The organism is Tabrizicola aquatica (assembly GCF_002900975.1).
In the GTDB taxonomy this organism is placed as follows: domain Bacteria; phylum Pseudomonadota; class Alphaproteobacteria; order Rhodobacterales; family Rhodobacteraceae; genus Tabrizicola; species Tabrizicola aquatica.
Genome location: NZ_PJON01000002.1, coordinates 1 through 25,158, shown reverse-complemented (window position 1 = coordinate 25,158; position 25,158 = coordinate 1). Strand labels below are relative to the sequence as shown.

Below are 25,158 nucleotides of genomic sequence, written 5' to 3'. Positions count from 1 at the left end.
GTCGCGGGTGAGGAGTGACGACTTCATCGACGAACCGTGCCGGGGGCAGGTCCCCAGGCCGGTTCGTCAGTTCCCGGACGTTCCCAGCACATCGCGCAGGATCTGGTCGACGATGTCATCCTCGACCGGACCTTCCCTGACCGCGCCTTCCGGAGCTTCGTCGAGCCGGGGAATTTCCTCGCCGGGGAGGGGGGCGGTATAGGCCTCGGGCAGGGGATCGCTATAGCCTTCGCCGTCGAAGGCTGGGGCGTTGGGGTCGTCGAAATAGGGCACATCCTCGGCCGCGACGGCGCCTTCGGTGGTGCTGGGGTCAATCGGCGCATAGGTGGAATCGGGGATCTCGGTCAGCAGCGGACTGGCTGGGACGCCTTCGTTGATCCGGGTCATCACCTCGTGCCAGATTTCGGCCGGAAGGCCGCCGCCGGTGACCCCGGTCAGCGGGCTGTTGTCGTCATAGCCCATCCAGACCCCGACCACATAATCGGCGGTGAAGCCCACGAACCAGGCGTCCCGCGCGCTTTGCGTCGTGCCGGTCTTGCCCGCAGCCTCACGGTCGTCGAGCCGCGCCCGCGCGCCGGTGCCAGAGTTCAGCACCTCGCTCATCATGTAGGTCAGCGCCCGCGCCGCCCCTTCCGAGATCACCCGCTCGCCGATGCCGCCACCTGCACCGAACAGGGGTTCGTCCATCCCCTGCAGCTTCAGCGCCTGCAAGCCGTACGGGACGACCGCAGAACCACCGTTCAGGATGCCGGCAAAGGCGCCGGTCATGTCGATCAGGGTCGATTCCGAGACGCCAAGCGCCAGGGCCGGGCCGTCGGCAAAGTTCTGAGCCAGGCCAAAGTCGGTGGCGACCTGCTTGACTAGGTCGCGGCCGACCGCTTCGGACAGAACGATGGCCGGGATGTTGCGGCTTTCGGCAAGCGCCTGGGTCAGGGTGATCGTGCCCTTGAAGTCGCGATCATAGTTCTGCGGACACCAATCGCCCGAGCCAGCCGTGTACCAGCACCGGGGCTGATCCTCGACATAGTCCAGGGGGCTGTAGCCCAGATCCATTGCTACGGCATAGATGAAGGGCTTGAAGGCCGACCCAGTTTGGCGCAGGGCCTGGGTTGCGCGGTTGAAGTCGCCCGCATTCGGCACGTTGCGCCCGCCGACCATGGCGCGGACCGCGCCGTCCGCACTCATCACCACGATCGCGGCTTGGGCCTTTGACCCGGCCTTGACCTTGTTCTCGAACACCCAGGACAGGGCCTCTTCGGCCTTTTTCTGCATGTCCTGGTCCAGCGTCGTCTCGATCACCACGTCCTCGGTGGTGTCGCGGGCCAGGTAGTCGGGCGTCGTCTCCATCACCCAGTCGGCGAAATAGCCGCCCGAGTCCTGCTTGGCCGCCTTGGACAGGCTGGCGGGATTAGCCCGCGCCTCGTCCGCCTCGGCCTTGGTCAGATAGCCCTGCTCCTCCATCAGGCCGATCACGACGGCGGCCCGACCCCGGGCGCGGTCAATGCTGGCGGTCGGTGCAAAGGTCGAGGGGGCCTTGAGCAATCCCGCCAGCATCGCCGCTTCGGCTGCGGTCACATCCTTGGCCGACTTGCCGAAATAGCGCTGGGCTGCGGCTTCGAACCCGCGGGCGCCGGCGCCCAGGTAGGCCCTGTTCAGGTAGATCGTCAGGATTTCTTCCTTGGAGTACTTCGCCTCCATCGCCATGGAGAAGGGCACTTCCTTGATCTTGCGCCAGATGCCGCCCTGCCGGCAGTCGCGTTCGTAGTCGGCTTCGGTCTTCCAGCGCGTCGGGTCCCACTGGACGCCCAGGCAGAGAAGCTTGGCCGTCTGCTGGGTGATGGTTGAACCACCGTTGCCCTCGAACGGACCGCGGCCTTCGGCCAGGTTGATACGGATGGCGCTGGCGACCCCGCGCGGCGAGATGCCGAAATGCCAGTAAAAGCGCCGGTCCTCGGTCGCGATGACCGCGTCGTGCAGGAACTGCGAGACGCTTTCGGCGGTGATCATCCCGCCATAGGTCTCGCCGCGCCAGGCGAAAACCTCGCCCTCGCGGTCCAGCATGGTGACCGAGCCGCGGGCGCGGCCGTCCACCAGTTCGGTGACGGGGGGAAGCTGGGCGTAGAAGTACCAGACCACGCCGCCCAGGATCATCGCGCCGATGGCGGTGCCGCGCCAGGCGATGCCCCAGATCACGCGCCAGATCAGCAGGAAGAAGCCGCCGATCAAGCCGTGCTGGCGCCGGGGACGGCGTGGCGTGCGCGTGCGACGCGGCTTCGGCGCGGCAGGCTTCTTCGCGCCGCCGCTGCCCGAGCCGCCGCTGCCGCCACCCGTGCGCGCCGAATACCGCTTGTCCGCGACCAGGGGCCGCTTGCCCCCGCTACCTGCTGCCATGCCCGCTGCCCGCCAATTCGTGACGAAGACCGGTTCTCCGGTCCGATTGTGGCCCCAGCATAAACAGCTTTGCCGGGAAAGCGAAGGTCGGGTGCGGACGATTCGCCTTACCTTGCCGCCCAAAAAACGGGCATCTGCGGACGAAAGTGCAAAAATTGTGCGAACTGCCCGGGTTTGACCTGCCAAAAGGCGCCGGTTTTCTTGTGCAGCTGCGGCATTCCCCCGCCTGATCGATGGCGAGGGTCCCACCCCTGGGTGCCTGCCAAAAGACAGAAGGGGAAGAACGTGAAGCTCATCATTGCAGCAATCAAGCCGTTCAAGCTGGAGGAGGTCCGCGAGGCGCTGACCGCCATCGGTGTGCGCGGCATGATGGTGACCGAGATCAAGGGGTTCGGCAGCCAGTCCGGCCACACCGAAATCTACCGTGGCGCGGAATATGCCGTGAACTTCGTCCCGAAGGTTCGGCTGGAGATCGTCGTCGCCGACGGTCTGTCCGATCAGGTCGTCTCGACGATCCAGAAAACCGCAAAGACAGACAAGATCGGGGACGGAAAGATCTTCGTCCTGGACGTGGAACATGCCGTGCGGGTGCGCACCGGCGAAACCGATGACGATGCGCTGTGAGAGCGTGGGGAAGGGGTAACCACTGACATGAGCAACCACATGAAACTTGCTGGCCTTGGCGCGCTGGGCGCGTCGCTGTTTGCCAGCCTGCCCGTCTGGGCCCAGGAGGCCACGACCGAAGTGGCCGAAACCGCCGCCGAGGTGGTCGAAGAAGTCGTCCCCGTCATGGACAAGGGCGACGTCAGCTGGATGATGGTCTCGACCGTCCTCGTGCTGTTCATGACCATTCCCGGCCTGGCGCTGTTCTACGGCGGCCTGGTGCGGCAGAAGAACATGCTGTCGGTCCTGATGCAGACCACGGTCATCGCCTGCGTGATGATGATTGTCTGGGTCGTCTACGGTTATTCCTTTGCCTTCGGCGGCTCGACCTCGCCCTGGTGGGGCGGCACGGGCAAGCTGTTCCTGTCCGGTGTGACCGCAGACAGCATGTCCGCGACGTTCAGCGCGGGATACGTCATCCCGGAATACCTGTTCATCGCCTTCCAGATGACCTTTGCGGCCATCACTCCGGCGCTGGTCATCGGTGCCTTTGCGGAACGGGTGAAGTTCAAGGCCGTCCTGGCATTTTCGGTCCTTTGGGGCACGTTCTCGTACTTCCCGATCGCCCACATGGTCTGGGATGCCAACGGCTATCTCTTTGCCAAGGGCGCGATCGACTTTGCCGGCGGCACCGTGGTCCACATCAACGCCGGCATTGCGGCGCTGGTTGGCGCGCTGGTGATCGGCCCGCGCCTTGGCTATGGCAAGGACAACATGGCCCCGCACTCGATGGTGATGACCATGATCGGCGCCTCGATGCTGTGGGTCGGCTGGTTCGGCTTCAACGTCGGCTCGAACCTTGAGGCGAACGGCGGCGCGACGCTGGCGATGATCAACACCTTCATCTGCACTGCGGCGGCCACGCTGGCCTGGTGTGCGATCGAAGGGATGCAGCGCGGCAAGGCCTCGATGCTGGGTGCGGCCTCGGGCATGGTGACGGGCCTTGTTGCCATCACCCCGGCCTGTGGCACGGTTGGCCCGATGGGTGCCATCGCGCTGGGTGTTATCGCCACGCTGGCCAGCTACTTCTTCGTCACGGTCGTCAAGCAGAAGATGAAGTACGACGACAGCCTGGACGTGTTCGGCATCCACGGCGTCGCCGGGATCGTCGGCGCTGTGCTGACCGGCGTGTTCTCGGCCGCGGCCTTCGGTGGGGTCAAGGGCGACGACTATGCGATGATGATGCAGCTTTGGATCCAGATCGAAGGCGTGCTGATCACCATCGTCTGGTCGGGTGTCGTGTCCTATGTCGCCTTCAAGCTGGTGGACATGACCATTGGTCTGCGGGTGGACAACGACACCGAGCGCCAGGGTCTGGACCTGACCAGCCACGGCGAGCAGGCCTATCACAGCTGAGCCGGAGCGGGCGGCGGGCCCTCCTCCTCCCTGCCGGCTGCCCGTGATGGACAAGGAACCGCCAGGCGCGCGCTGCGTCTGGCGGTTTCCGTTTGGATCAGGCGCGGATCGGGGCGGAGAGGCCAAAGACCTGCGCGGCAGACTGACCTTGCGCAAGGGCACGGGTCCATTCAACCTCACGCGCCAGCTTCGCCTCGGCATCGGCGATGCGGCTGCGCACCACCTGCGGTGTCAGGGCCACCAGGCCGTCATCGTCGCCGATCACCAGATCGCCGGGCCGCACCATGCAGCCGCCAATCACCACCGGCAGGTTGACCGAGCCCTTGTCGGCCCCGGTCGGACCGCGCGGGGTGATCCAGCGGGAAAACACCGCAAAGTCATCCCAGCCGCCTAACGTGCCGGTATCGCGCACCGCCCCGTCACAGACCAGGCCGACGACACCCTTCTGCCGCAGGTGGCCAGAGAGGATGTCGCCGATCATCGCCGTATCGCGGTGGCTGCCGGCGTCGATCACCAGAACCTGGCCGGGCTGGATCACGTCCAGCGCATGCAAGACCGCGCCGAAGTCCGGCGGGTCGCAGCGCACCGTCACCGCCTGTCCGAAAAGCCGCGGCTGCTGCCCCGCTGGGCGCAAGGGACGGATCGCCGGGTCGATCTGGCCTGCGTCGCGACCAAGGTCCACCGCCACTGCCACGGGCACGGCGCGCCAGCGGGCGATCTCGTCGGGGGTCAGGTCAGAGGCGGGGGCGGCGTGCAGCGTGACGGGCATGGCGACCTACAGGAAATGGGCCTGCAACGCCCGGCCAAGCGCGGCGATGCCGGCCTGGATCTTTTCGGGCGATTGGGCGGAGTAGTTGAACCGCGCAGTGTTCGGGCGCGGGGTGAGGGGGAAGAATGTCGCGCCCGGGACATAGGCGACGCGGGCCTGGGGCAGGGCCACGTCGCGCATGAAGGCGGTGGCGTCGAAGCCTTCTGGAAAGGTCAGCCAGGTGAACAGCCCACCCTCGGGATCGGTCGCGGTTACCGCTTGCGGGAAGTGCTGGCGGATCGCGTCCAGCATCACCTCCTTCTTCGCCGCATAGGCCCGGCGCAGGGTGGCGATGTGGTCAGACAGGTCGTAGCGGTCCAGAAACAGGCTGGCCGCCGCCATGTTCAGGGTCGAGGTCTGGGTATCCGCCGCGACCTTCAGAAGCCCCATCCGCATCAGCAGGTCCGGCGCGGCCACCGCCCAGCCCAGCCGCAGCCCCGGCACCAGCACCTTGGAGAAGCTGCCCAGGTGGATCACGCGGCCCTCGGTATCCAATGACTTCAGCGTGGGCAGGCTGTCCCCGGTGAAGCGGATTTGGCGATAGGGTGTATCCTCGACCACGATCAGGTCGTGCTGGTTGGCCAGCGCGATAAGCTGGTGCCGCCGTTCCATCGACAGGGTGACCCCGGTCGGGTTCTGGAAATCCGGCACGGTATAGAGCATCCGCGCGCCAGGGTTCGCGGCCAGCACGTCAGACAGAATGTCGGTCCGCATCCCGTTACCGTCCACCGGGACCACGGCATAGCGCGGCTGGCTGGGCTGGAAGGCGATCAGCGCGCCCAGGAAGGTCGGGTCCTCGGTCACGATCACGTCGCCGGGATCGACCAGCATCCGCGCGGCGAAATCCAGCCCCTGCTGCGAGCCTTGCAGGATCAGCACATCCTCGGCCGTGCAGGGAGTGCCGTCGGCCGTCATCAGCCCGGCGATCTGGCCGCGCAGATGCGCCAGCCCGTTCGAGGGCGCGTATTGCATGGCCGCCCCGCCCGGCGCGCGGATCGCCTCGCGGAAGCAGTCCTCCAGCGCCTTGGCCGGGAAAAGGCTGGCATCGGGATAGCCGCCGCCGAATGAGATGATCGAGGGATCAGCGCCAAGCGCCAGAAGCTCGCCGATGGCCGAGGGGCGGACATCCGCCATGCGCTGCGCGTATTTCATCTTCTGGCCCTGCCGCGGGACAGTCGGTCGGTACCGGGTGTGGTTGTCGTTCTGCGTTTCATGGCGCCACGCTATGCGCGGGAGTGTCGGGAAACAAGGCGGGCCCAGGTCAGCCGTCGCGCAGGGCGGTCAGGAAAGCCTCGCCGAAGCGGTCGATCTTTTGTTCGCCCATCCCCTGGATCGCAGCCAGTTCCGACAGGGTCGAAGGGCGGCGTTCGGCGATCTGGCGCAGAGTCGCATTGGTGCAGGTCAGGTACTTTCCAGTGCCGTCCTCGCCCCGGGCAAGCTGCAGCTGCAGCTCGGCCAGCCGGTCGAACAGCGCGCCTTCGGGGCGACCGGCCAGACGCATCCGCGCGGGGTGGAGGGCCTCGGCCCCTCCGGTGATCACCTCCAGGAAGTGCGCGCCGTAGCTTTCCAGCTTGCGGGCCCCGACGCCGGTGATCCCGGCCATCTGGTCCAGGGTCGCGGGCTTCTTTTCGGCCATCTCGATCAGGGTCTTGTCGGGAAAGACCACATAGGCCGGGACATTCTGCGCCTCGGCCAGGGCGCGGCGTTTGGCCTTGAGTTGGGCAAGCAGGCCAAGATCCTCGTCCGCGACCTGGGCCCGGACCACGGGTTCGCGTTCGTCAGCGGCGGCGATGGTGTCCTTGCGCAAGGTCACCTGCGCTTCGCCGCGCAAGACCGGGCGGGCGGCCTCGGTCATGCGCAGGGCGCCGTGGCGGTCCGGGTCGGGGCGGACCAGGTCGCGGCCCATCATCTGGCGGAAGACCGCGCCCCAGGCGGGTTTGGACAGTTCCTTGCCGACGGCAAAGGTGGGCAACTGATCGTGCCCGCGCTCGCGCACCTTGGGCGTGGCCGAGCCGGTAAGGATGTCGATCAGATGCCCCGCGCCGAACCATTCGCCGGTGCGCAGGATGGCCGACAACGCCTTGCGCACAGCCTCGGTCGCGTCAAAGGTCTGGGCCGGGCGGTCGCAGAGGTCGCAATTGCCGCAAGGCTCGGCCTGTTCGCCGAAATAACCGAGCAGGACCTGACGGCGGCAGGCCAGCGCCTCGGCCAGGCCAAGAAGCGCGTTCAGGCGTGCGTGATCGGCGGCCTTGCGGTCTGGGGGAGCCGCACCCTCGTCGATCTGGGAGCGGCGCAGGCGGATGTCGTCGGGGCCGTACAGCGTCAGCGTCTCGGCCGGAGAGCCATCGCGGCCGGCGCGGCCAATTTCCTGATAGTAACCCTCGATCGACTTGGGCAGATCGGCATGGGCGACCCAGCGGATGTCGGGCTTGTCGATCCCCATGCCGAAGGCGATGGTCGCGACGACGATCAGCCCATCCTCGCGCTGGAAGCGGGTTTCGACGCGCCGGCGCTCCTCGGCTTCCATCCCGCCGTGATAGGCGACCGAGGAATGGCCGGCCTCACGCAGGGCCTGGGCCAGCACCTCGGTCTTGGCACGCGTGCCGCAGTAGACAATGCCGGACTGGCCCTTGCGGGCAGCGGCAAAGCGCAGGATCTGGTCGCGCGGGCCGGTCTTGACGGCAAAGGCAAGGTGGATGTTCGGCCGGTCGAAGCCGCGCAGGAAGGTGGCGGGCTGTTCGCCGTCGAACAGGCGAGTGACGATCTCGGCCCGGGTTTCCTCATCCGCCGTGGCGGTGAAGGCGGCAAGCGGCACGCGGAGGCTGCGGCGGAGTTCGCCGATCCGCAGATAGTCGGGGCGGAAGTCGTGGCCCCATTGCGACACGCAATGCGCCTCGTCCACCGCGATCAGGCTGCATTTTGCCCGGCGCAACAGGCCCATTGCCGCGCCAGAGGCCAGCCGTTCGGGCGCCATGTAGAGAAGCTTCAGCCGCCCCTCGTCGATGGCCTGAAAGACCTCTTCGGTTTCCTCGTCCGTGTTGCCCGAGGTCAGCGCCCCCGCCTCGACCCCCGCGGCGCGCAGAGCGCGGACCTGGTCCCGCATCAACGCGATGAGGGGAGAGATGACAACCGTCACCCCGTCGCGGCACAGGGCGGGTAGCTGGAAGCACAGCGACTTGCCGCCCCCGGTGGGCATGATGGCCAGCGTATTGCGGCCTTCCAGCACGGATTGCACGATTTCCGCCTGGCCTGGGCGGAAATCGGGGAATCCGAAAACGGAATGCAGAAGCTGGGCGGCGCGGTCCAAGGGTTCAGAGGAAGGCGGCGGCGTTGTTGATCAGGACGATCCGCAGCGCGTAGACGGCGATCAGCACCACCAGCGGTGCGAGGTCCAGCCCGCCAAGGTTTGGCAAGAAGCGGCGGACGAAGGAATAGATCGGGTCCAGGAGGCGGTTCAGCCCGTCCCAGATCGAGGCGACCAGCGGCTGGCGCAGGTTGAGGACCTGGAAGTTGATCAGCCAGGACATGATGATATGCGCGATGATGATGAACTGCGCGATATCAAGGATCAGCATCAGGATCTGGAAAAGCGAGGTCATCGGGCGCTCCGGTCTTGGGTGACCCAGAGGTAGCCGCGAGGGGCGGGAAGGGCAATGCCCCACGCTGCGTCATGCTTGACGCGGCGCGACCTTGCGGTCACGCAGGCGCCCGGAGGTCGCCGATGTACCCTTTTCTGCGCATGTTCAAGGTGATGGCCCAGGCGAAACGCCAGCCGCCGCTGGGCCTGTTCGACACGCATGTCAGCACGCTGATCTGCTGGCCCTGGGATCTGGACCCCTGGGTCGAGTTGAACAATGGCCGCACGTTGACCCTGTATGATCTGGGTCGCCTGCCCCTGTCGCGCCGCACGGGGTTCGAGCGGCTGTTGCGGGAAAGGCGCTGGGGGCTGACGGTCGCGGGGTCGTCCACCCGCTATCGGCGGCGGGTGACGATGTTCACCCGGCTGACGATGCACACCCGCTGCCTGGGCTGGGATGACCGGTTCCTGTACATGGACCAGTCGATGTGGAAGGGCGAGGAATGCACCTCGCAGGTGCTGATCCGCTCGGCCATCGTGTCCAAGGCGGGCATGGTCTCGCCGCGCGAGATGGCGCTTGCGCTGGGGATTGCGCCGGAAAGCCCCGCCTTGCCCGATTGGGTGCAGGCCTGGGCGGCGGCCGAGGCGACGCGACCCTGGCCGCCCCAGCGGTAACGGGCCGCTCGTCGTACGTCTGCGACGTCTTCTCGCCGTGCCGTACCTCGCGATGAGCGAGCGGCAGCGACGCGAAGAGCCGTCCCTTGCGCCAGGGTGCGTTTCCGGGTTCACTTCGCGCCAAAACAGGGGGCGGGCATGCAGGGCGACCGGAAGCGGATCTGGGGCTGGTACTTCTTCGACTGGGCCAGCCAGCCATATAATACCCTTCTTCTGACCTTCATTTTCGGCCCCTACTTCGCCGAGATCGCCCGCGGCACCTATATGGCCGAGGGGATGGACGCCGAGGCCGCAAAGGCTGCGGCGCAGGCTTACTGGGGTTGGGGGCTGGCCATCGCCTCGCTTTCCGTTGCCGTTCTGGCGCCGATCCTGGGGGCGATTGCCGACGGGACCGGGCGGCGGATGGTCTGGGTTCGCACCTTCGCGCTGTTCTATGTCCTGGGATCGGCCAGCCTGTGGTTCGTCGCCCCCGGTGGCAGCGAGACGATGCTGCTTTACGCGGTCTGCCTGTTCGGGATCGGCTTCATCGGGATGGAGTTCGCGACGATCTTCACCAATGCCTTGATGCCGTCGCTGACCCAGGCGGATGATCTGGGTGCCATCTCGGGCACGGGGTTCGCCTTCGGCTATCTGGGCGGCCTGCTGTCACTGGTCATCATGCTGACCCTTTTCGCCGAAAGCGCAGATACCGGGCTGACGCTCTTGGGGATCGAGCCCTTGTTCGGCCTGGACCCCGAAGCGCGTGAGGGGACGCGGTTCGTCGGGCCATTCGCCGCGATCTGGTTCGTTGTCTTTATGATCCCGTTCTTCCTGTGGGTCCGCGAGCCGCGGATGGAGGCGCGGCCGCTGCACCTGGGCCGGGCCTTCTCCAGCCTGAAGGACCTGATCCGCAGCCTGCGCTATCGCCGCAGCCTGGCTGCCTATCTGGCCTCGTCCCTGTTCTATCGGGACGCGCTGAACGCGCTTTACGGGTTTGGCGGCGTTTATGCCTCGGGCGTGCTGGGCTGGTCGATCATCCAGATCGGCGTCTTTGGTCTGGTCGGCGCCGTCACCGCGATGGTCGCGGCCTTCATCGGTGGTCGGGCGGACCGCGCCTTCGGGCCGAAACCGGTGATCCGGCTGTCCATCGTGGTGCTGATCCTGGTCTGCGTGGTCATCGTGGGCATGACGCGGGAAAGCCTGTGGGGGATGGCGATGGACCCGGCCTCCAGCCTGCCGGACCAGATCTTCTTTGCCTGTGGGGCACTGATCGGCGCTGCGGGCGGTTCGCTGCAGGCGGCCAGTCGCACGATGATGGCGCGCCACACCACCCCCGACCGCGCGACCGAGGCGTTCGGGTTGTTCGCCCTGTCCGGCAAGGTCGCCAGCTTCATGTCCCCCGCCCTGATCGCGCTGGCCACCACCGCCAGCGGATCGCAGCGGATCGGCATTGCTCCGCTGATTGTGTTGTTCCTTGTGGGGCTGGTGCTGCTATTCTTCGTCAAACCCAAAGGCGAGATGCCCGCATGATCTTTCGCACCCTGTTCCTTACACTTGTCCTGGCGGCCCCGGCCCAGGCGGAAAAACTGGCCAACCGGCTGTTTGGCGCGATGGATGCGCCGTCGTCGCAAGATGCGATGCCGATTGGCAGCTATGCCAAGGGCTGCGCGGCAGGGCTGGTGGAACTGCCCGAGACGGGGCCGACCTGGCAGGCAATGCGGCTTTCCCGCAACCGGAACTATGGGCATCCGATGATGATCCAGTTCCTGGTGGACCTGTCGCAGACCGCGCGGGACATCGGCTATGGCCAGGGTTTGTACATCGGCGACATCAGCCAGCCGCGCGGCGGACCGATGACCAGTGGTCACGCCAGCCACCAGATCGGGCTGGACGCCGACATCTGGATGCTGCCCCCGCGCAGCCTGTCGCTGACGAAGGCCGAGCGCGAGGATATCAGCTCGATCCCCGTGCGGTCGGCCGACCAGCGTTCGGTGACCGAGAACTGGACCCGGGTACATCACCGCCTGCTGAAAGAGGCGGCGCTGGACGCGCGGGTGGACCGGATCTTTGTGGCGGCCGCCGTGAAGATCGAGATGTGCAAGACCGCCAAGCGCGCCGACAAGAAATGGTTGCAGAAGGTCCGTCCCGTGGCGGGCCACGACACCCATTTCCACGTCCGCCTGAAATGCCCCAAGGGCGCCCGCCTGTGCGAAACGCAGACCCCCACGGTGGCCGAGTTGTCGAAGAACGGCGACGGCTGCGACGACACGCTGATGTGGTGGGTGACGGATTATCTGAACCCGCCGAAGTCCGACGGCAAGAAGCCACGGAACGAGGACGCGCCCCGCAAGAAGGGCCCGCGTGAGTTCACCATGGCCGATCTGCCGAAGCAGTGCGGGAACGTGCTGGCCGCCAACTAGGTTGACAGGTCCGACGCAGGGGTATAGGCGACCGTCGCCCCGATAACGGGGCCAAGTCTCCGCGACCTTGTAAAAACGGACCACAACATGCGCATCCTTCTGCCCGGCGTTTTCGCCATGGCGGCGATTGTCGTCGCCTCGAACATCCTCGTCCAATATCCGCTTGGTGCCTTCCTGACCTGGGGCGCGCTAAGCTATCCCTTCGCCTTTCTGGTCACCGACCTGGTGAACCGGCTGGAAGGCCCCGCCGCCGCCCGCCGTGTGGTCTTGGTGGGCTTTGTCGTCGGCATCCTGTGTTCCTTCATCGGCACGCAGGTGATGGGTGAGTTTGGCCCGCTGGTCACCTTGCGCATCGCGCTGGGTTCGGGCCTGGCTTTCCTGTGTGCGCAGCTGGTGGATGTCGCGGTGTTCAATCGCCTGCGTCAGAGCAGCTGGTGGAAAGCGCCGCTGGTTTCGACGCTGGTCTCCTCGACGCTGGATACGGTGATCTTCTTCAGCGTCGCCTTTTCGGCTGCGCTGGTGGTGCTGGAGCCGGGCAATGACGTCTCGTGGGCGACTGCGCCGGCCGCGTTGCTGGGTGTGGGGCCAGAGGCGCCGTTCTGGGTTTCGCTGGCGCTGGGCGACTGGCTGGTGAAGCTGGCGATGGCCCTTCTGGCGCTTCTGCCGTTTCGTTGGGCAGTCGCGCGACTTGCCGCAAGGGTAGCGTGATTTGTTTTGACAAACACAAAATCTGTGTCACCTTTTCCTTATCGGCAACCATTTGAAAGGAGGTGATCCAGTGTCTAGAGTGATATTGGAGAGAGGTGTCGGGACAGTCGGAGGGAGTATTTTCTAAGGGCAGCCCCTGGAAAATAGACCACCGATTGGATTTGGATGCCCTAACTGGCCCATCTCCTTGGATCTCGGAAAGGGTTGCCTGAGCAGGGCAACCCTTTCTCTATTTTACCCCTGTGAATAGCCTGACCCGATGCTGCACATCACCGAAACCCTTGCCATCGCCGAATGGGAACTGTCCGAAAGCTTCATGCGGGCCTCGGGCCCCGGCGGGCAGAACGTCAACAAGGTCTCGACCGCCGTCGAACTGCGGTTCGAGGCGGAACGGTCGCCGCATCTGACGCCGGGGGTGAAGGCGCGGCTGAAGAAACTGGCGGGGCGGCGCTGGACGACCGAGGGGGCGCTTGTCCTGCAGGTCGAGGACACCCGCAGCCAGGCCCAGAACCGCGAGATTGCGCGTGAGCGGCTGGTCGAGTTGATCCGCGCCGCACTGGTCACCCCAAAGCGGCGGATCGCGACGAAGCCGACCTTGGGCAGCCAGCGCCGCCGTGTTGCCGCCAAGACCCAGCGCGGCGAGGTCAAGGCGCTGCGTGGCAAGGTGGGGGATGACGAGTGACCCCGGTCGAGGCCGCAGCAGCCCATTGGGAAGGTCGGGTTACGCGCCTGATCCGCGACCGCGAGAACCACGTTTACGAGATGCTCACTCCCCAGGGCCGCGCGGCGCTGCGGCTGCATCGGGCGGGGTATCAGGAACCGCCGGCGATCCGATCCGAGTTGTGGTGGTGCGCCGCGCTGGCCAAGGCGGGGTTGCCGGTCCCGGCCGCCTTGCCGGACCGTGAGGGGCACCTGCTGGTCAGGCTTGCCGACGGTCGTCACGCCTCGGCCATCGCCTGGATCGAGGGCGAGGCGCTGGGCGAGGCCGCGAAGCCCTTTGATCGGCCCCTGGCGCAGGTGCTGGACCTTTACCATGCGCTTGGTGCGCTGCTGGCACGGGTGCATCGCGCCACGGACGCGCTGACCCTGCCGCCCGATTTCACCCGCCCGCGCTGGGACCGCGAGGGTCTGGCCGGCGACGATCCGCTTTGGGGCCGGTTTTGGGAGCATCCGGCCGCCAGCCCTGACCAACGCGCCACGCTGATCCGCGCCCGCGACGCCCTGCGCGAAAGGTTGGTCGGAGAAATCGGGCTGATCCACGCCGATGTTCTGCGCGAGAATGTGTTGGTGAATGGTCGTTCGGTTTCCTTGATCGACTTTGACGATTCAGGCTTTGGCTTCCGCCTGCACGACCTGGGGACCGCGCTGGTGCAGACCGTGCAGCATCCCGAACACCCGCAATTGCGCGATGCGCTGATGGATGGGTATGGCACCAGGGAGCGCGAGATGGTCGAGGCGTTCATCCTGGCCCGAACCTTGGCCTCGGTCGGTTGGACGATGCCGCGGCTTCACGCGTCGGATCCGATCCACCACAGTCATCTTGCCCGTGCCGTCGCCTGCGCGGATCGCGTGTTGAATCGCTTGTGACCCCGTATCCGAACAGGTATTCACCGCCCCATGTAACAGCGGCGTGACGATTCCATGACAGATCCAGGTGCGAGACCGGTCAATCAGTGGAAGACCCTGGACAAGGATCTTGCGCGGCTTAGCCAGCTTGAATCCGCAACCGCCGCAATCGGCCGGCCGGTCGTGGCGACGGGCATCGCGTTCGTCTTTGTCGTGGTCTGCGCCTTGCTGGCCTTTGTGCTGGCCGGCCAGCAGTCCGGCACGCTGATCATCGTCACTGCAGCCGCTTTCGGGGCCTATATGGCGCTGAACATCGGTGCGAATGACGTGGCCAACAACATGGGGCCTGCTGTGGGCGCCAAGGCGCTGACCATGGGTGGCGCGCTGGTCATCGCGGTTGTCTTCGAGACGGCGGGCGCCCTGATCGCGGGCGGCGATGTGGTCGGCACAATCTCTGGCGGGATCGTCGCGCCCGAGGCCGTGGCGGATACCGACACCTTCATCTGGGCGATGATGTCGGCGCTGATCGCCTCGGCCCTGTGGCTGAACCTGGCGACCTGGATGGGCGCGCCGGTCTCGACCACGCATTCCATCGTCGGTGGCGTGATGGGCGCTGGGATCATGGCGGCGGGATTTGGCGCGGTGAACTGGCCGACGATGGGCCAGATCGCCGCCAGCTGGATCATCTCGCCTGTGCTGGGTGGGGTCGTCGCGGCGCTGTTCCTGGCCTTCATCAAGGGCTGGATCAACGATGTGCCCGACAAGATCACCGCGGCACGGCGCTGGGTTCCGGTGCTGATCGGGATCATGGCCGGCACATTCGCCACCTATCTGGCGATGAAGGGTTTGAAGAAGGTCGTCGACATCGACCTTGGCACGGCCGTTCTCCTGGGGCTTGCTGTCGCCACGGTTACGACCCTGGTCATGCGGCCGATCATCCGACGCCAATCCGAGGGGATGGAGAACCGCAAGAAGACGGTGAAGAAGCTGTTCGGCCTGCCGCTGATCCTGTCTGCCGCGCTGCTGTCCTTTGCACATGGCGCCAATGACGTGGCAAATGCCGTTGGACCGCTGGCCGCAATCGTCCATGCCGTGCAGGATCAAGGCACCGCCGCCAAGGTCGAGATCCCGCTGTGGGTGATGATGATCGGCGCGTTCGGCATCTCGTTCGGGCTGCTGCTGTTCGGGCCGAAGCTGATCAAGATGGTCGGGCAGGAAATCACCAAGCTGAACCCGATGCGGGCCTATTGTGTGGCGCTGTCGGCCGCGATCACCGTCATCATCGCATCCTGGCTGGGTCTGCCCGTCTCCTCGACCCATATTGCCGTCGGGGGCGTCTTTGGCGTCGGGTTCTACCGGGAATGGCATGCCGAACGTCGGGCCAGGGCGCTGAACCTGCAGAAGGGCACCCCCCTGCTTGCGGAAGAGCGGAGCCGCCGCAAACTGGTTCGGCGCGCGCACGTGCTGTCCATCGGGGCAGCCTGGGTCGTCACCGTGCCGCTGACGGCTGCGCTATCGGCCGTCCTGTTCACGGTGCTGCGCGCGATCGGCTAGACCAGCACCTCTTGCGTGATCTGGTGGCCGACACCGAACACCCGCTTGTAACGCTCGATCTCAGGCGCGGGTCCCATGGCTTTCGCTGGGTTGTCCGACAGTTTGACCGTCGGCCTCCCGTTCGCGGACAGCGCCTTGCAGACCAGGCTGAACGGCGCCAGCGCGTCGCCTTCGACAAGGCCACGGAAATCGTTGGTCAGCATGGTGCCCCAACCGAACGAGACCTTGACCCGGCCCTTGAACCGGGCATGCAGGGCCTCGATCGATTCCACGTCAAGACCGTCCGAGAAGATCACCAGTTTCTCGCGCGGGTCTTCGCCCCGGTCCTGCCACCAGCGGATCGCGATTTCGGCCCCTTGCGCGGGGTCGCCACTGTCGATGCGGATGCCGGTCCAGCCTGCCAGCCAGTCGGGCGCGTTCTTCAGGAAACCTTCGGTCCCGTAGGTGTCGGGAAGAATGATGCGCAGGTTGCCGTCGTGCTCTTCCTGCCAGTCGGCCAGCACCTGATAGGGCGCCTGGCGCAGCTGATCGTCGGTATCGGCCAGGGCGCTGTAGACCATCGGCAGTTCATGCGCGTTGGTGCCGATCGCCTCGATGTCGCGGCGCATGGCAATGCGGCAGTTAGAGGTGCCGATGAACTTGGACCCAAGCCCTTCCTGCATCGCCTGGACAGCCCAGTCCTGCCACAGGAAACCGTGCCGGCGGCGTGTGCCGAAATCTGCGATCTTGAGGCCGTCGATCTTGCGCAGCCGCTCGATCTTTTCCCACAGGCGGGTCATGGCGCGGGCGTAAAGGACCTGCAGTTCGAACTTGCCCATGTCGTTCAGGACGGCGCGGCTGCGCAGTTCCATCAGCACCGCGAGCGCCGGGATCTCCCACAGCATGACCTCTGGCCAGCGGCCCTCGAACGTCAGCTCGAACTGGCCGTCGCGCTTTTCCAGGTGATAGGCGGGCAGGCGCAGGCCCTCAAACCACTCCATGAAGTCGGGGCGGAACATCTGGCGTTTGCCGTAGAAGGTGTTGCCGCGCAGCCAGGTGCTCTCCCCGCGGCTAAGGCTAAGCGAGCGGACATGGTCCAACTGCTCGCGCAATTCGCCCTCGTCGATCAGGTCAGCCAGGCGGACCTTGGTCGAGCGGTTGATCAGGCTGAACACCACCGTCGTGTCCGGCTTGTTGCGGAAGATCGACTGGCACATCAACAACTTGTAAAAGTCGGTGTCGATCAGCGACCGCACGATGGGGTCGATCTTCCACTTGTGATTCCAGACCCGGGTCGCGATATCCACCATCTACTCCTCCAGCGCGACGCCAGCCGCGCGCATCTTGTCCCGCGCCTCGGCAAGCGAGCCGTTCAGGTCGATGGCGCGCGCAGCACCTTCCAGCACCGTGGCCTTGAACCCCAGCCGCGCGGCGTCCAGCGCGGAATAGGCAACGCAGTAATCGGTGGCGAGGCCAACCAGTGTCACCGAGGTCACGCCCCGGTTCTTCAGATAGCCTTCAAGACCTGTGGCCGTCGTCCGGTCATTCTCGAAAAAGGCCGAATAGCTGTCGATCCCGGCACGAAAGCCCTTGCGGACGATGAGTTGCGCCGGATCGGTGCGCAGGTCGGGGTGGAACTCGGCCCCCTTGGTGCCTTGCACGCAATGGGTGGGCCACAGGACCTGCGGGCCATAGGGCATCTGCGTCAGGCTGAACGGCGCGGCGCCCGGATGATTGGCCGCAAAGGAGGCGTGGTCGGCGGGGTGCCAATCCTGGGTCAGGACAACGGTCGCAAATGCGCCCATCAGCCCGTTGATCCGGGCAATGATCTCGTCACCGCCCGCCACGGCCAGCGCACCGCCTGGGCAGAAGTCGTTCTGTACGTCGATCACGATCAAGGCGTCGGTTGCGGGTTTCATGGCGGCCTCTCCCCGGGTCATTCCCCTTGCGTAAGTCCGGGGCCGGGGTGCGTCAAGCGAAGCGCTTGAATTTCGGGGGGCTTCGGCGCAAAGGGGGGACATGCTGATCGTCGCTGCGCTGTATCACTTCACCCGATTTCCCGACCCCGCCGCCCTGCGACCGGGCCTTGTGGAACTTTGTGGCGCACAGGGGGTAAAGGGCTCGCTTCTACTGGCGCCCGAGGGGATCAACGGCACCATCGCCGGTCCCCGCGCGGAGATCGACGCGGTGCTGGCCGCCATCCGCGCCCTGCCGGGCTGTGCCGGGTTGGAGTGGAAGGAAAGCCAGGCCGAGACGGTGCCCTTTGGCCGGATGAAGGTTAAACTGAAGCGCGAGATCGTGACGATGGGCCAGCCGGACGTGGACCCGCTGGCCCGGGTCGGGAACTATGTTGCGCCGGCCGAGTGGAACGCCCTGATCAGTGATCCCGATACCGTCGTCATCGACACCCGGAATGACTATGAGGTGGCAATCGGCACCTTCCAGGGCGCGGTCGACCCCGGCACCCGCTCCTTTGGCGAGTTTCCGGGCTGGTGGCAGGCTAACCGCGAAAAATTCGCCGGGAAGCGCATCGCCATGTTCTGCACCGGCGGCATCCGCTGCGAGAAATCGACGAACTACCTTCTGGGTCAGGGGTTGAACGAGGTCTACCACCTGAAGGGTGGGATTCTGAAATATCTGGAAGATGTGCCCCAGGCGGAAAGCCTGTGGCAGGGCCAGTGCTTCGTTTTCGATGATCGCGTCTCGGTCGGGCACGGGTTGGAGCCGGGTGGCCTGGGCACCTGCGGCGCGTGCCGTCGCCCGGTGGGTGAGGCGGAACGCCAACATCCGGCCTATGAGGAAGGCGTCTGCTGCCCGGCCTGTGTGAACGAATATTCACAATCGGATCGCGAGCGATTCCGCGAACGGCAGCGGCAAATGCAACTTGCGGCCAGCCGTGGCGAGCGTCACCTTGGGGGATGATGTCAGGGCGTAAGGTGGGCGGTATCGCCCACCCTGCTCCCGTGCGTGACCCGGCCTGGATCAGGCGGCCTTGTCGGCCAGCATCTCGCGGACCATCGGAATGACCCGCTCGCCATAAAGCCGGATGCAGGACATCAGGTCGCGGTGCGGGACCGGACCGGTTGAATACTTCATGTCGAACCGCTGGATGCCCAGCACCTGCACCGTCCGGGCGATCTTGCGGGCCACGGTTTCGGGACTGCCGACATAGAGGGCGCCGTGCTGCACCTCGGCCAGGAAGCGGTCCTTGGTGACCGGGGGCCAACCCCGCTCGCGCCCGATGCGGCCGAACATGGCGGCGTAATGCGGCCAGAGGATTTCCTGCGCCGCTTCGTCGGTTTCCGCCACGAAGCCGGGCGAATGCACCCCTACTGGCCGCACAGGACGACCAAGTTGTCCGCAGGCCCGCTGGTAAAGATCGACGTAAGGCGCAAAGCGGGCCGCGTCACCGCCGATGATCGCCAGCATCAGTTGCAGATCCTGCCGCACCACGCGCACCACGCTTTCCGGGCTGCCGCCCACCCCGACCCAGACCGTCATCGGCTGGGAGGGTTGCGGATAGACGGCTTGGTCCTGCAGTGGTGCGCGGGTCTGGCCGGACCAGGTTACCCGGGCCTCACGCGTCAGCTTGGCGAAGAGGTCGAGCCGGTCTTCGAACAACTGTTCATAATCGTTCAGATCATGACCGAAAAGCGGATAGCTTTCCGTGAATGAACCCCGGCCCAGGATCGGCTCGGCCCGGCCATTCGACAGCGCGTGCAGCGTGGCAAAGCGCTGGAAGACGCGCACCGGATCGTCGGTGGACAGGACCGTCACCGCCGTTCCAAGCTTGATCCGCTGCGTCCGCCCGGCGATGGCGGCCAGGACGATCTCGGGCGCCGAAATGGCAAAGTCGTCGCGGTGGTGTTCGCCCAGCCCGATGAAATCGATCCCTAGCTCGTCTGCCAGGACCGCCTGGTCCACGACCTCGCGCAGGACCTGGTCCATGGATTGCAGCTTGCCATCGGGGCCGAGGGTCATGTCGCCGAACGTGTCGAGGCCAAGGGAAATCGTCGTCATCGGGGTCTCCTTCGCCCCCAACTTAGGCTCTGCGCCGCCGTTCCGAAATGCGAAATGCGAGAGAGGCGGGGTTCGGCGATGCACGGCTCCTTCTTCGGCTTCATTCTCTCGTCGCTAGGCGGAACGCGCCCGCACCGCGCGCAGCGGGCCTTTGCGGCCGACCAGCGCCGTGGCGCGCGACAAGGCCGCCTGCCAACGCGCGCGGCGTGCGGCGCGCAAGGTCGTCAGATGCTCGGCCCGGTGGTGGGCATGCGGGTTCGTCGGCCGGCCATCCGGGTGCTGGACGGGCGAGAGGCGGAGAAGGTCTAGGTTGACGCCGTGCATGGCTTTCGTCCCGTGCTGTATTACCCCTTGGGAATGCCAGAATTTCCGTGGTATTCCGAATCAGGAAAATGCTTAGGACGAAAGTTGAACTTACGTGTCTAGATGGCGTGACCTTCCCTCACTGGCGGCGCTGCGGGCGTTTGACGCCACCGCGCGGCACGGCAGCTTTGCCGATGCGGGGCGGGCGCTGAACGTCACCCATGCCGCCGTGACCCAGCAGGTCCGGGCGCTGGAGGCCGAGTTGGGCGTCGCCCTGGTGCGGCGGGCCGGGCGCAAGGTGGGTCTGACGGCGGCGGGCGAACGGCTGGCCAAGGCGCTGGATGACGGGTTCGGCGCGATGGTGGACGGGATTGCCGAGTTGCGCCGCGGAGAGGAGCGGCGCGTCCTGCGGGTGGCGACCACGACCTTTATCGCCGAAACCTGGATCATGCCGCGCCTGCCAGACTTCTGGGCGCGGCATCCGGGGATCGAAGTGGCGATGTCCCCCAGTCCGACCCTGGCCGACTTTGCCCGTGATGGCTTTGACATGGCGGTTCGTGCGCTGGCCGACGGCTGGACTGAACGGCCAGAGGAGGAGATCCGACCGCTGTGCCGGTCGCAGGTGCTGGCAGTCTGTTCGCCGGAACTGGCGGCAAGCGGGCTAACCCCTCAAGAGATGCCCTGGGTGCTTGGTGCCGACAGCAAATGGGAGATGGCCGAAGTGGCCCGAACCGGGCTGGATGTGTCGCGGCTGAAGCTGGTGGAACTGGGCAGCCCGCATCTGGAACTGTCGGCCTGCCGCCAGGGCCTGGGCGCGGGCACCGCGACCGAGATCATCTGCCGCGCCGATCTGCAGGCCGGGCGGCTGGTGATCCTGCCGCTGAAAGGACTGCCCGAGGTGACCTATGCCGTGGTCCTGCCGCGCGGCCCGCGCCGGCCGGCGGTCGAGGCGTTTGCGGGCTGGCTTGCGACGATCTTCTGACGCCTTACGCCTTGTCGCGGACCTGCAACTGCGTGCCTTCCTGGCGGACCTCGAACCGGGGCAGCTTGCGGATCAGGTCCGACAACTTGGCCGAGCCATAGGTGCGGGTGTCGAAGTCCGGGTTGCCCTGCGTGATGAACTGGCCAATCTGGCCCATCGAGAACCACTCCCCCTCGGGGTCGATGGCGCGCATGGCGGCGGCGATCAGCGGAATGGCCTTGGCCGGGGCTTCCTTGGTGCCCGGCTTTGGCTCGGCGGATCTGGTCTCGGTCGCGTCGGGGGTGGGTTTGGGTGCCTCTTCCACCGGGGCTCCCAGGTTCTCGACGTAGATGAAACGCTTGCAGGCCATGCGGAAGGCTTCCGGCGTCTTCTTCTCGCCGATGCCATAAACGTCCAGCCCCTGTTCCCGGATGCGGGCGGCCAGGCGGGTGAAGTCGCTGTCCGACGACACAAGGACAAAGCCGTCGAAAAGACCCGAATGCAGAAAGTCGATCGCGGCGATCACCAGCCCGATGTCGCTGGCGTTCTTGCCCTTGGTATTGGAAAACTGCTGGTCCGCCACCAGACCCAGGGCTGCGACCTTCTTGGCCCAGCCTGCCAGGCGCTGCGCCGACCAGTCGCCGTAGATCCGGCGGACCGAGGCTTCGCCCAGGCTGGCGATCTCTTCGAAGATCGCCTCGGCATAGCCGGCGGGGACGTTGTCGGCGTCGATCAGGACGGCAAGGCGGGGGGCGCGGTTGTCGGGCATGGGGGTCCTGGCAAAGGGCCGGGCTTCCATCAGGCCGGGCGCTTGGTTGCATCTGCGGACAGCCCGCCGCTGCGGTCCTGCCCAGTGTGTTCGCGCGTCGCTGTCGGGAAGTGCCGCTTGAGGCGCGAGATCGGTTCTTCGATCAGATACCACGACAGCGTGGCCGCGACCACCGTCAGCGCGGTGATGATCAGAAAGGTCTGAAAGTTGGGTTGATAAAGGTGCGGGAAGGTCTCGCCCACCGCCCACCACACCAGGAGGTGATACATGTAGACCCCATAGCTGATCTGGCTGGCAAAGCGTGCTGGTGCCGAGCCGAGCACCCAGCCCACCGGGCCGCGAAAACCGGCGAAGGCCCCGACGACAATCACCGAAAGTGCGGGCATGGTCAGCAGCCGGTAGCTGTCGCTGTTGCCAAAGCCTTCCCAGGCCACGAACGGTGCGAAGATTACCGCAAGGCTTGTCGTCACGGCAAGCGGCGTGCAGACAACGTCGCGAACCCGGCCATGGCGCTGCAACAGATAGGCAAAGGCCCCAAAGGCGACCGGGCCACCGCTCAGGACCAGTTGCTTGCCCCATCCACCGATCCCCAGCGCGTCGGCATTGGCGAAGGCAAACGTCAGGCCAACGATCAGGACCAGAGTTACGACGTAAATGCGATGCAGGGGAAGAAACAGGATGACGATCGGCCAGATCAGGTAGAACTGCTCCAGTATGTTCAGACTCCACAGGTGGCTGACCACCCAGGGTTTGTAGGCTTCCAGAAGCATGAACCGGACGTTCGACAATTGCGCCAGATGCCAGAGCGCCTCTTGCCGGAAACCGTCGATGTCAAAGATCGACGCCATACCCACAAGGATTGCCAGGGCCGGAAACAGGCGCAGCGCGCGGCGGATGTAGAAGTTCAGGACGTGGATGTGCCCGCCGCGTTCCTTGGCGGTGTAAAGGATATGGGTGATCAGGAATCCGCTGACCACGAAGAACAGCGCCACGCGCAGCCCTTCGGTCTGCGGGCTTTTGTCATAGAGGTGGACGTAAAGGACGCCGACCATTGCCAGGGCGCGCAGCCCGTCAATCTGCGCGCGGCGTTGCTGGTGGGGGATGCCAGGGGGCGCAGCGGGATTGGACATCGTCATGGACCGGCCCTACGGCCGCAAGGCGTTGCCGGGTTCCGGGTGCGCGAAGCCTTGATCGGACAGCTGGATGGCATGGCTCCTCCTGCGGTGATTTACGCAGGTCGCTGGCGTTGCGTCCAGTGTCAGCCTTGGGGAATGGGGGCGCAGACCGGGCCGTCAAGCAGGGCCTGCAGCCGGTCGATCCGCGCCCGGTCTGTGTCCGAGATGACAAAGACCGCCTCATGGATCGCGCGGTCCAGAACCGGCTCGACCACGATCTGGCCGCAGATCAGAAGTTGCCCGGTTTCACCCACATGCGCCAGGGTCAGCGCGGACATCTGCCTGTCATAGCCCGCCACCAGCCGGATCACCAGGGCAGCGCCCTGTGCCCCCTCGTCGACCCGCCGGACCGAGCGGATATCCTCGGCCTGGGCCGTCAGCCGGTCGGCGCCGAAGACCAGGCTGATGCGCGGCGGCTCGGCCCTAAGGGGGCTGGCCGACAGGACAAGGGCACAGGCAAGGGCAAGGCGCATGGAGTCCCGCGTTTCTATGCAGGGAAGGATAGCGGCGATGACCCACGCGGCAAGTCATGCGATCAAGGATTGCACCACTGGCAGGCCGCGATGTCGGGGCAAATGGGCGAGATGCCGGCGCGTGTCGACGTCTCGGCCTTGGGTCAGCAAGGCCAGGGCCCGCTGGGCGGGGTCGAGGGCACAGCTTAGCCGACGATCGTCTGGGTGACGTGCGGGCCGAAGATCCGTGCCTGCGTCAGGACGGCGGCATAGAAGGTCCAATGCAGGGCAAAAGCGGCGCCCAGGCCGAAGCGGGTCTGCAGGATCAGCCGGGGCAGGATCAGGCCAAAGGCTGTGGAGGCGAGGATGAACATGATGACCGCGCGCGGCGGGATGCCCGAAAAGGCCAGCAGAATATGCATGGCACCGAACAGCACGGCCGAGAACAACGAGATCGTGCGAAGCGGCAGCCCGTCCAGGGACAGGCTGACAATCATCGCCAGGACCAGAAGCTGCTGGAACAGGATCTCGACAGTCTTGGGAAAGAAATAGGCCGATGTGGCGATCAGAAGGTCCGGCGGCTCGCCCAGCTCGGCGGGCCAGCTGGCCTGCGGAAGTGCGGGCAGGCCCCAGTGCAGGAAAGCCAGAATGGCAGAGAAGGTGGTGGTCCAGATGATCGCCGCCAGGATACGGTTGCGCAGGGTCGGCCAGGCTCCGGCCGCATTCCAGCGGCTGTACAGCGGCCAGAAGACGATGGCGGCCAGGCCGGACCAGAACAGGTAATAGGTGGCGATGGGCATGGGGTGCCCGTTGTAGTCGGTGCCGATGCCAAGCGCGGGCAGGCCGAAATAATACCCAAGGTCTGACACCAGCCAGAACCCGGCCAGCCAGGCAAGCACCCGGATCTGTCGGCGTTTCCACGGTCCCGGCAATGGCACTGCGGTCGGGGGCACCGGTCTCATGCCGCCACCGCGCGGGCGTTTGCGCCTTGGTTCCCCAGTCGGACGCCTGCGTCTGTCCCGCGCGCCGGCCACGGCTTTGTCAGCGGGTCGGCGGCGCCTCTGCTGGTCGGCCAGTCCCGGCTGTGGTCGGTTCGCAACCCGGTCCCTGGCGCGGCCGCCCAGGCACCTGCGCAGGTAAACATCCCCTGGATGCCAGTGGATGCGAAAGTGCTGCGAATGGAGATGCGGGTCATGGAATGGGGTGCCTGTCGTTTATCGGATCAGGACCAGCAACACGGCAACGGCCAGTCCGCTTAGGGAAAAGTCGCGCAGTTCGGTCCAGCTTCGGTCCCGCAGATACAAGGCCAAGGCGCCCAGAAGCGCCGCCAGGGCAATGCCGCCAAGCAGTGCCAGCAGCTCCCATTTCTGAGCGGCGAACAGAAACGGCCGCGCTTCGGGGTCCATCAGCAACCGGGGCACGAAGCTGGCAAAATGCCCGCAGGCCATCCCCGCACCATAGATCCAGAGATTGCCCTTGCGTCGCGCCGCCTCTGCCGCCTCGCGCCGGACGGATAACTCGCTTTCGAATGCGTCGCGCAGATGGTTCGGCGATTGCTTGTCGTCGTCGTCCATCTGCGCTGCTTCCTTCCCGTTCGCTGCGGCTAGTAGACCACGACCGCCCGGATCGACTTGCCGGCGTGCATCAGGTCGAAGCCCTCGTTGATCTTCTCCAAGGGCAGGATGTGGGTGATCATGCTGTCGATCTCGATCTTGCCGTCCATGTACCAGTCGACGATCTTCGGCACGTCCGTCCGGCCCCGCGCGCCGCCGAAGGCGGTGCCTTTCCAGACCCGGCCCGTC

Annotated in this window: 25 protein-coding genes and 1 pseudogene; 11 read left to right on the top strand and 15 right to left on the bottom strand. The window is 65.9% G+C overall.

All coding sequences use genetic code 11. The annotated features are described in order from the left end of the window. Nucleotides 1-66: 66 nt before the first annotated feature. Nucleotides 67-2,391: a transglycosylase domain-containing protein gene (locus tag CXR42_RS08480; RefSeq protein WP_103257125.1), complete on the bottom strand. Its 2,325-nt coding sequence runs from the start codon at nucleotides 2,389-2,391 to the stop codon at nucleotides 67-69. Between the two features lie 285 nt (nucleotides 2,392-2,676). On the opposite strand from CXR42_RS08480, the gene CXR42_RS08475 reads away from it, so the two are divergent. Both CXR42_RS08475 and CXR42_RS08470 read left to right on the top strand, forming a co-directional pair. Beyond that, nucleotides 2,677-3,015: a P-II family nitrogen regulator gene (locus CXR42_RS08475; RefSeq protein ID WP_103257713.1), complete on the top strand. Its 339-nt coding sequence runs from the start codon at nucleotides 2,677-2,679 to the stop codon at nucleotides 3,013-3,015. A 39-nt stretch (nucleotides 3,016-3,054) separates the two neighbouring features. Beyond that, nucleotides 3,055-4,410 (top strand): ammonium transporter, encoded by a 1,356-nt coding sequence (locus CXR42_RS08470; protein ID WP_219727940.1) that lies wholly within the window; start codon nucleotides 3,055-3,057, stop codon nucleotides 4,408-4,410. A gap of 97 nt (nucleotides 4,411-4,507) precedes the next feature. Here the strand turns inward: CXR42_RS08470 and CXR42_RS08465 are convergent, their stop codons facing one another. The 4 genes from CXR42_RS08465 to CXR42_RS08450 all read right to left on the bottom strand — a co-directional run bounded on the left by CXR42_RS08465 (nucleotide 4,508) and on the right by CXR42_RS08450 (nucleotide 8,817). After that, complete coding sequence (locus CXR42_RS08465; protein ID WP_103257123.1) at nucleotides 4,508-5,179, bottom strand: RraA family protein; 672 nt, start codon at nucleotides 5,177-5,179, stop codon at nucleotides 4,508-4,510. A 6-nt stretch (nucleotides 5,180-5,185) separates the two neighbouring features. Further along, nucleotides 5,186-6,370, bottom strand: coding sequence for an aminotransferase-like domain-containing protein (locus CXR42_RS08460; protein ID WP_103257122.1), 1,185 nt, complete (start codon nucleotides 6,368-6,370; stop codon nucleotides 5,186-5,188). Nucleotides 6,371-6,479: 109 nt separating this feature from the next. Then, entirely contained in the window at nucleotides 6,480-8,525 is a 2,046-nt protein-coding gene (recQ, locus tag CXR42_RS08455) for a DNA helicase RecQ (protein ID WP_103257121.1), read from the bottom strand. Between the two features lie 4 nt (nucleotides 8,526-8,529). After that, nucleotides 8,530-8,817, bottom strand: coding sequence for a YggT family protein (locus CXR42_RS08450; protein ID WP_103257120.1), 288 nt, complete (start codon nucleotides 8,815-8,817; stop codon nucleotides 8,530-8,532). A 122-nt stretch (nucleotides 8,818-8,939) separates the two neighbouring features. On the opposite strand from CXR42_RS08450, the gene CXR42_RS08445 reads away from it, so the two are divergent. The 7 genes from CXR42_RS08445 to CXR42_RS08415 all read left to right on the top strand — a co-directional run bounded on the left by CXR42_RS08445 (nucleotide 8,940) and on the right by CXR42_RS08415 (nucleotide 15,697). Next, nucleotides 8,940-9,470, top strand: coding sequence for an acyl-CoA thioesterase (locus CXR42_RS08445; RefSeq protein ID WP_103257119.1), 531 nt, complete (start codon nucleotides 8,940-8,942; stop codon nucleotides 9,468-9,470). 138 nt (nucleotides 9,471-9,608) lie between these two features. Beyond that, on the top strand, nucleotides 9,609-10,979 hold the full coding sequence (locus CXR42_RS08440; protein ID WP_103257118.1) for an MFS transporter: 1,371 nt from the start codon (nucleotides 9,609-9,611) through the stop codon (nucleotides 10,977-10,979). Next, nucleotides 10,976-11,869 (top strand): penicillin-insensitive murein endopeptidase, encoded by an 894-nt coding sequence (gene mepA / locus CXR42_RS08435; protein WP_103257117.1) that lies wholly within the window; start codon nucleotides 10,976-10,978, stop codon nucleotides 11,867-11,869. Before CXR42_RS08440 ends, mepA begins: the two co-directional genes overlap by 4 nt. Nucleotides 11,870-11,956: 87 nt before the next feature. After that, complete coding sequence (locus CXR42_RS08430) at nucleotides 11,957-12,577, top strand: queuosine precursor transporter (RefSeq protein WP_103257116.1); 621 nt, start codon at nucleotides 11,957-11,959, stop codon at nucleotides 12,575-12,577. Between the two features lie 259 nt (nucleotides 12,578-12,836). Further along, entirely contained in the window at nucleotides 12,837-13,259 is a 423-nt protein-coding gene (gene arfB, locus CXR42_RS08425) for an alternative ribosome rescue aminoacyl-tRNA hydrolase ArfB (protein WP_103257115.1), read from the top strand. Next, nucleotides 13,256-14,164 carry a phosphotransferase enzyme family protein gene (locus tag CXR42_RS08420; protein ID WP_103257114.1) on the top strand — a complete coding sequence of 303 codons (909 nt, stop codon included), beginning with the start codon at nucleotides 13,256-13,258 and terminating at the stop codon, nucleotides 14,162-14,164. The genes arfB and CXR42_RS08420 overlap by 4 nt, the downstream gene beginning before the upstream one ends. A 54-nt stretch (nucleotides 14,165-14,218) precedes the next feature. After that, nucleotides 14,219-15,697, top strand: coding sequence for an inorganic phosphate transporter (locus tag CXR42_RS08415; protein ID WP_103257113.1), 1,479 nt, complete (start codon nucleotides 14,219-14,221; stop codon nucleotides 15,695-15,697). Here CXR42_RS08415 and pncB read toward each other — a convergent pair. Then, nucleotides 15,694-16,986 carry a nicotinate phosphoribosyltransferase gene (gene pncB, locus CXR42_RS08410; RefSeq protein ID WP_103257112.1) on the bottom strand — a complete coding sequence of 431 codons (1,293 nt, stop codon included), beginning with the start codon at nucleotides 16,984-16,986 and terminating at the stop codon, nucleotides 15,694-15,696. The two genes, CXR42_RS08415 and pncB, sit on opposite strands and share 4 nt — an antisense overlap. Beyond that, entirely contained in the window at nucleotides 16,987-17,595 is a 609-nt protein-coding gene (pncA, locus tag CXR42_RS08405; RefSeq protein ID WP_103257712.1) for a bifunctional nicotinamidase/pyrazinamidase, read from the bottom strand. It lies immediately after the preceding gene. Nucleotides 17,596-17,695: 100 nt separating this feature from the next. On the opposite strand from pncA, the gene trhO reads away from it, so the two are divergent. After that, nucleotides 17,696-18,598: an oxygen-dependent tRNA uridine(34) hydroxylase TrhO gene (gene trhO, locus CXR42_RS08400; protein WP_103257111.1), complete on the top strand. Its 903-nt coding sequence runs from the start codon at nucleotides 17,696-17,698 to the stop codon at nucleotides 18,596-18,598. 60 nt (nucleotides 18,599-18,658) lie between these two features. Here trhO and CXR42_RS08395 read toward each other — a convergent pair whose 3' ends face one another. Both CXR42_RS08395 and CXR42_RS08390 read right to left on the bottom strand, forming a co-directional pair. After that, the gene (locus CXR42_RS08395) at nucleotides 18,659-19,696 is read right to left on the bottom strand and encodes an LLM class flavin-dependent oxidoreductase (protein WP_103257711.1); all 1,038 of its coding nucleotides are present in this window, start codon (nucleotides 19,694-19,696) and stop codon (nucleotides 18,659-18,661) included. A gap of 114 nt (nucleotides 19,697-19,810) precedes the next feature. Then, nucleotides 19,811-20,020: a hypothetical protein gene (locus CXR42_RS08390; protein WP_103257110.1), complete on the bottom strand. Its 210-nt coding sequence runs from the start codon at nucleotides 20,018-20,020 to the stop codon at nucleotides 19,811-19,813. 94 nt (nucleotides 20,021-20,114) lie between these two features. Here CXR42_RS08390 and CXR42_RS08385 point away from each other — a divergent pair, with 94 nt between their 5' ends. Beyond that, nucleotides 20,115-20,981, top strand: coding sequence for a LysR substrate-binding domain-containing protein (locus CXR42_RS08385; protein WP_103257109.1), 867 nt, complete (start codon nucleotides 20,115-20,117; stop codon nucleotides 20,979-20,981). A gap of 4 nt (nucleotides 20,982-20,985) precedes the next feature. Here CXR42_RS08385 and CXR42_RS08380 read toward each other — a convergent pair whose 3' ends face one another. From CXR42_RS08380 to CXR42_RS08355, 6 genes and pseudogenes are all read right to left on the bottom strand, one after another. Next, entirely contained in the window at nucleotides 20,986-21,729 is a 744-nt protein-coding gene (locus CXR42_RS08380; protein WP_103257710.1) for an NYN domain-containing protein, read from the bottom strand. A 29-nt stretch (nucleotides 21,730-21,758) separates the two neighbouring features. Next, complete coding sequence (locus CXR42_RS08375) at nucleotides 21,759-22,865, bottom strand: acyltransferase family protein (RefSeq protein ID WP_103257108.1); 1,107 nt, start codon at nucleotides 22,863-22,865, stop codon at nucleotides 21,759-21,761. Nucleotides 22,866-22,987: 122 nt separating this feature from the next. After that, the gene (locus CXR42_RS08370; protein ID WP_103257107.1) at nucleotides 22,988-23,377 is read right to left on the bottom strand and encodes a hypothetical protein; all 390 of its coding nucleotides are present in this window, start codon (nucleotides 23,375-23,377) and stop codon (nucleotides 22,988-22,990) included. Between the two features lie 185 nt (nucleotides 23,378-23,562). Continuing rightward, nucleotides 23,563-24,318, bottom strand: coding sequence for a hypothetical protein (locus tag CXR42_RS08365; protein WP_146038028.1), 756 nt, complete (start codon nucleotides 24,316-24,318; stop codon nucleotides 23,563-23,565). Nucleotides 24,319-24,570: 252 nt separating this feature from the next. Continuing rightward, nucleotides 24,571-24,930 carry a hypothetical protein gene (locus tag CXR42_RS08360; protein WP_103257105.1) on the bottom strand — a complete coding sequence of 120 codons (360 nt, stop codon included), beginning with the start codon at nucleotides 24,928-24,930 and terminating at the stop codon, nucleotides 24,571-24,573. Nucleotides 24,931-24,959: 29 nt separating this feature from the next. After that, nucleotides 24,960-25,158 (bottom strand): annotated as a pseudogene (locus tag CXR42_RS08355) (S-(hydroxymethyl)glutathione dehydrogenase); the annotation flags it as partial.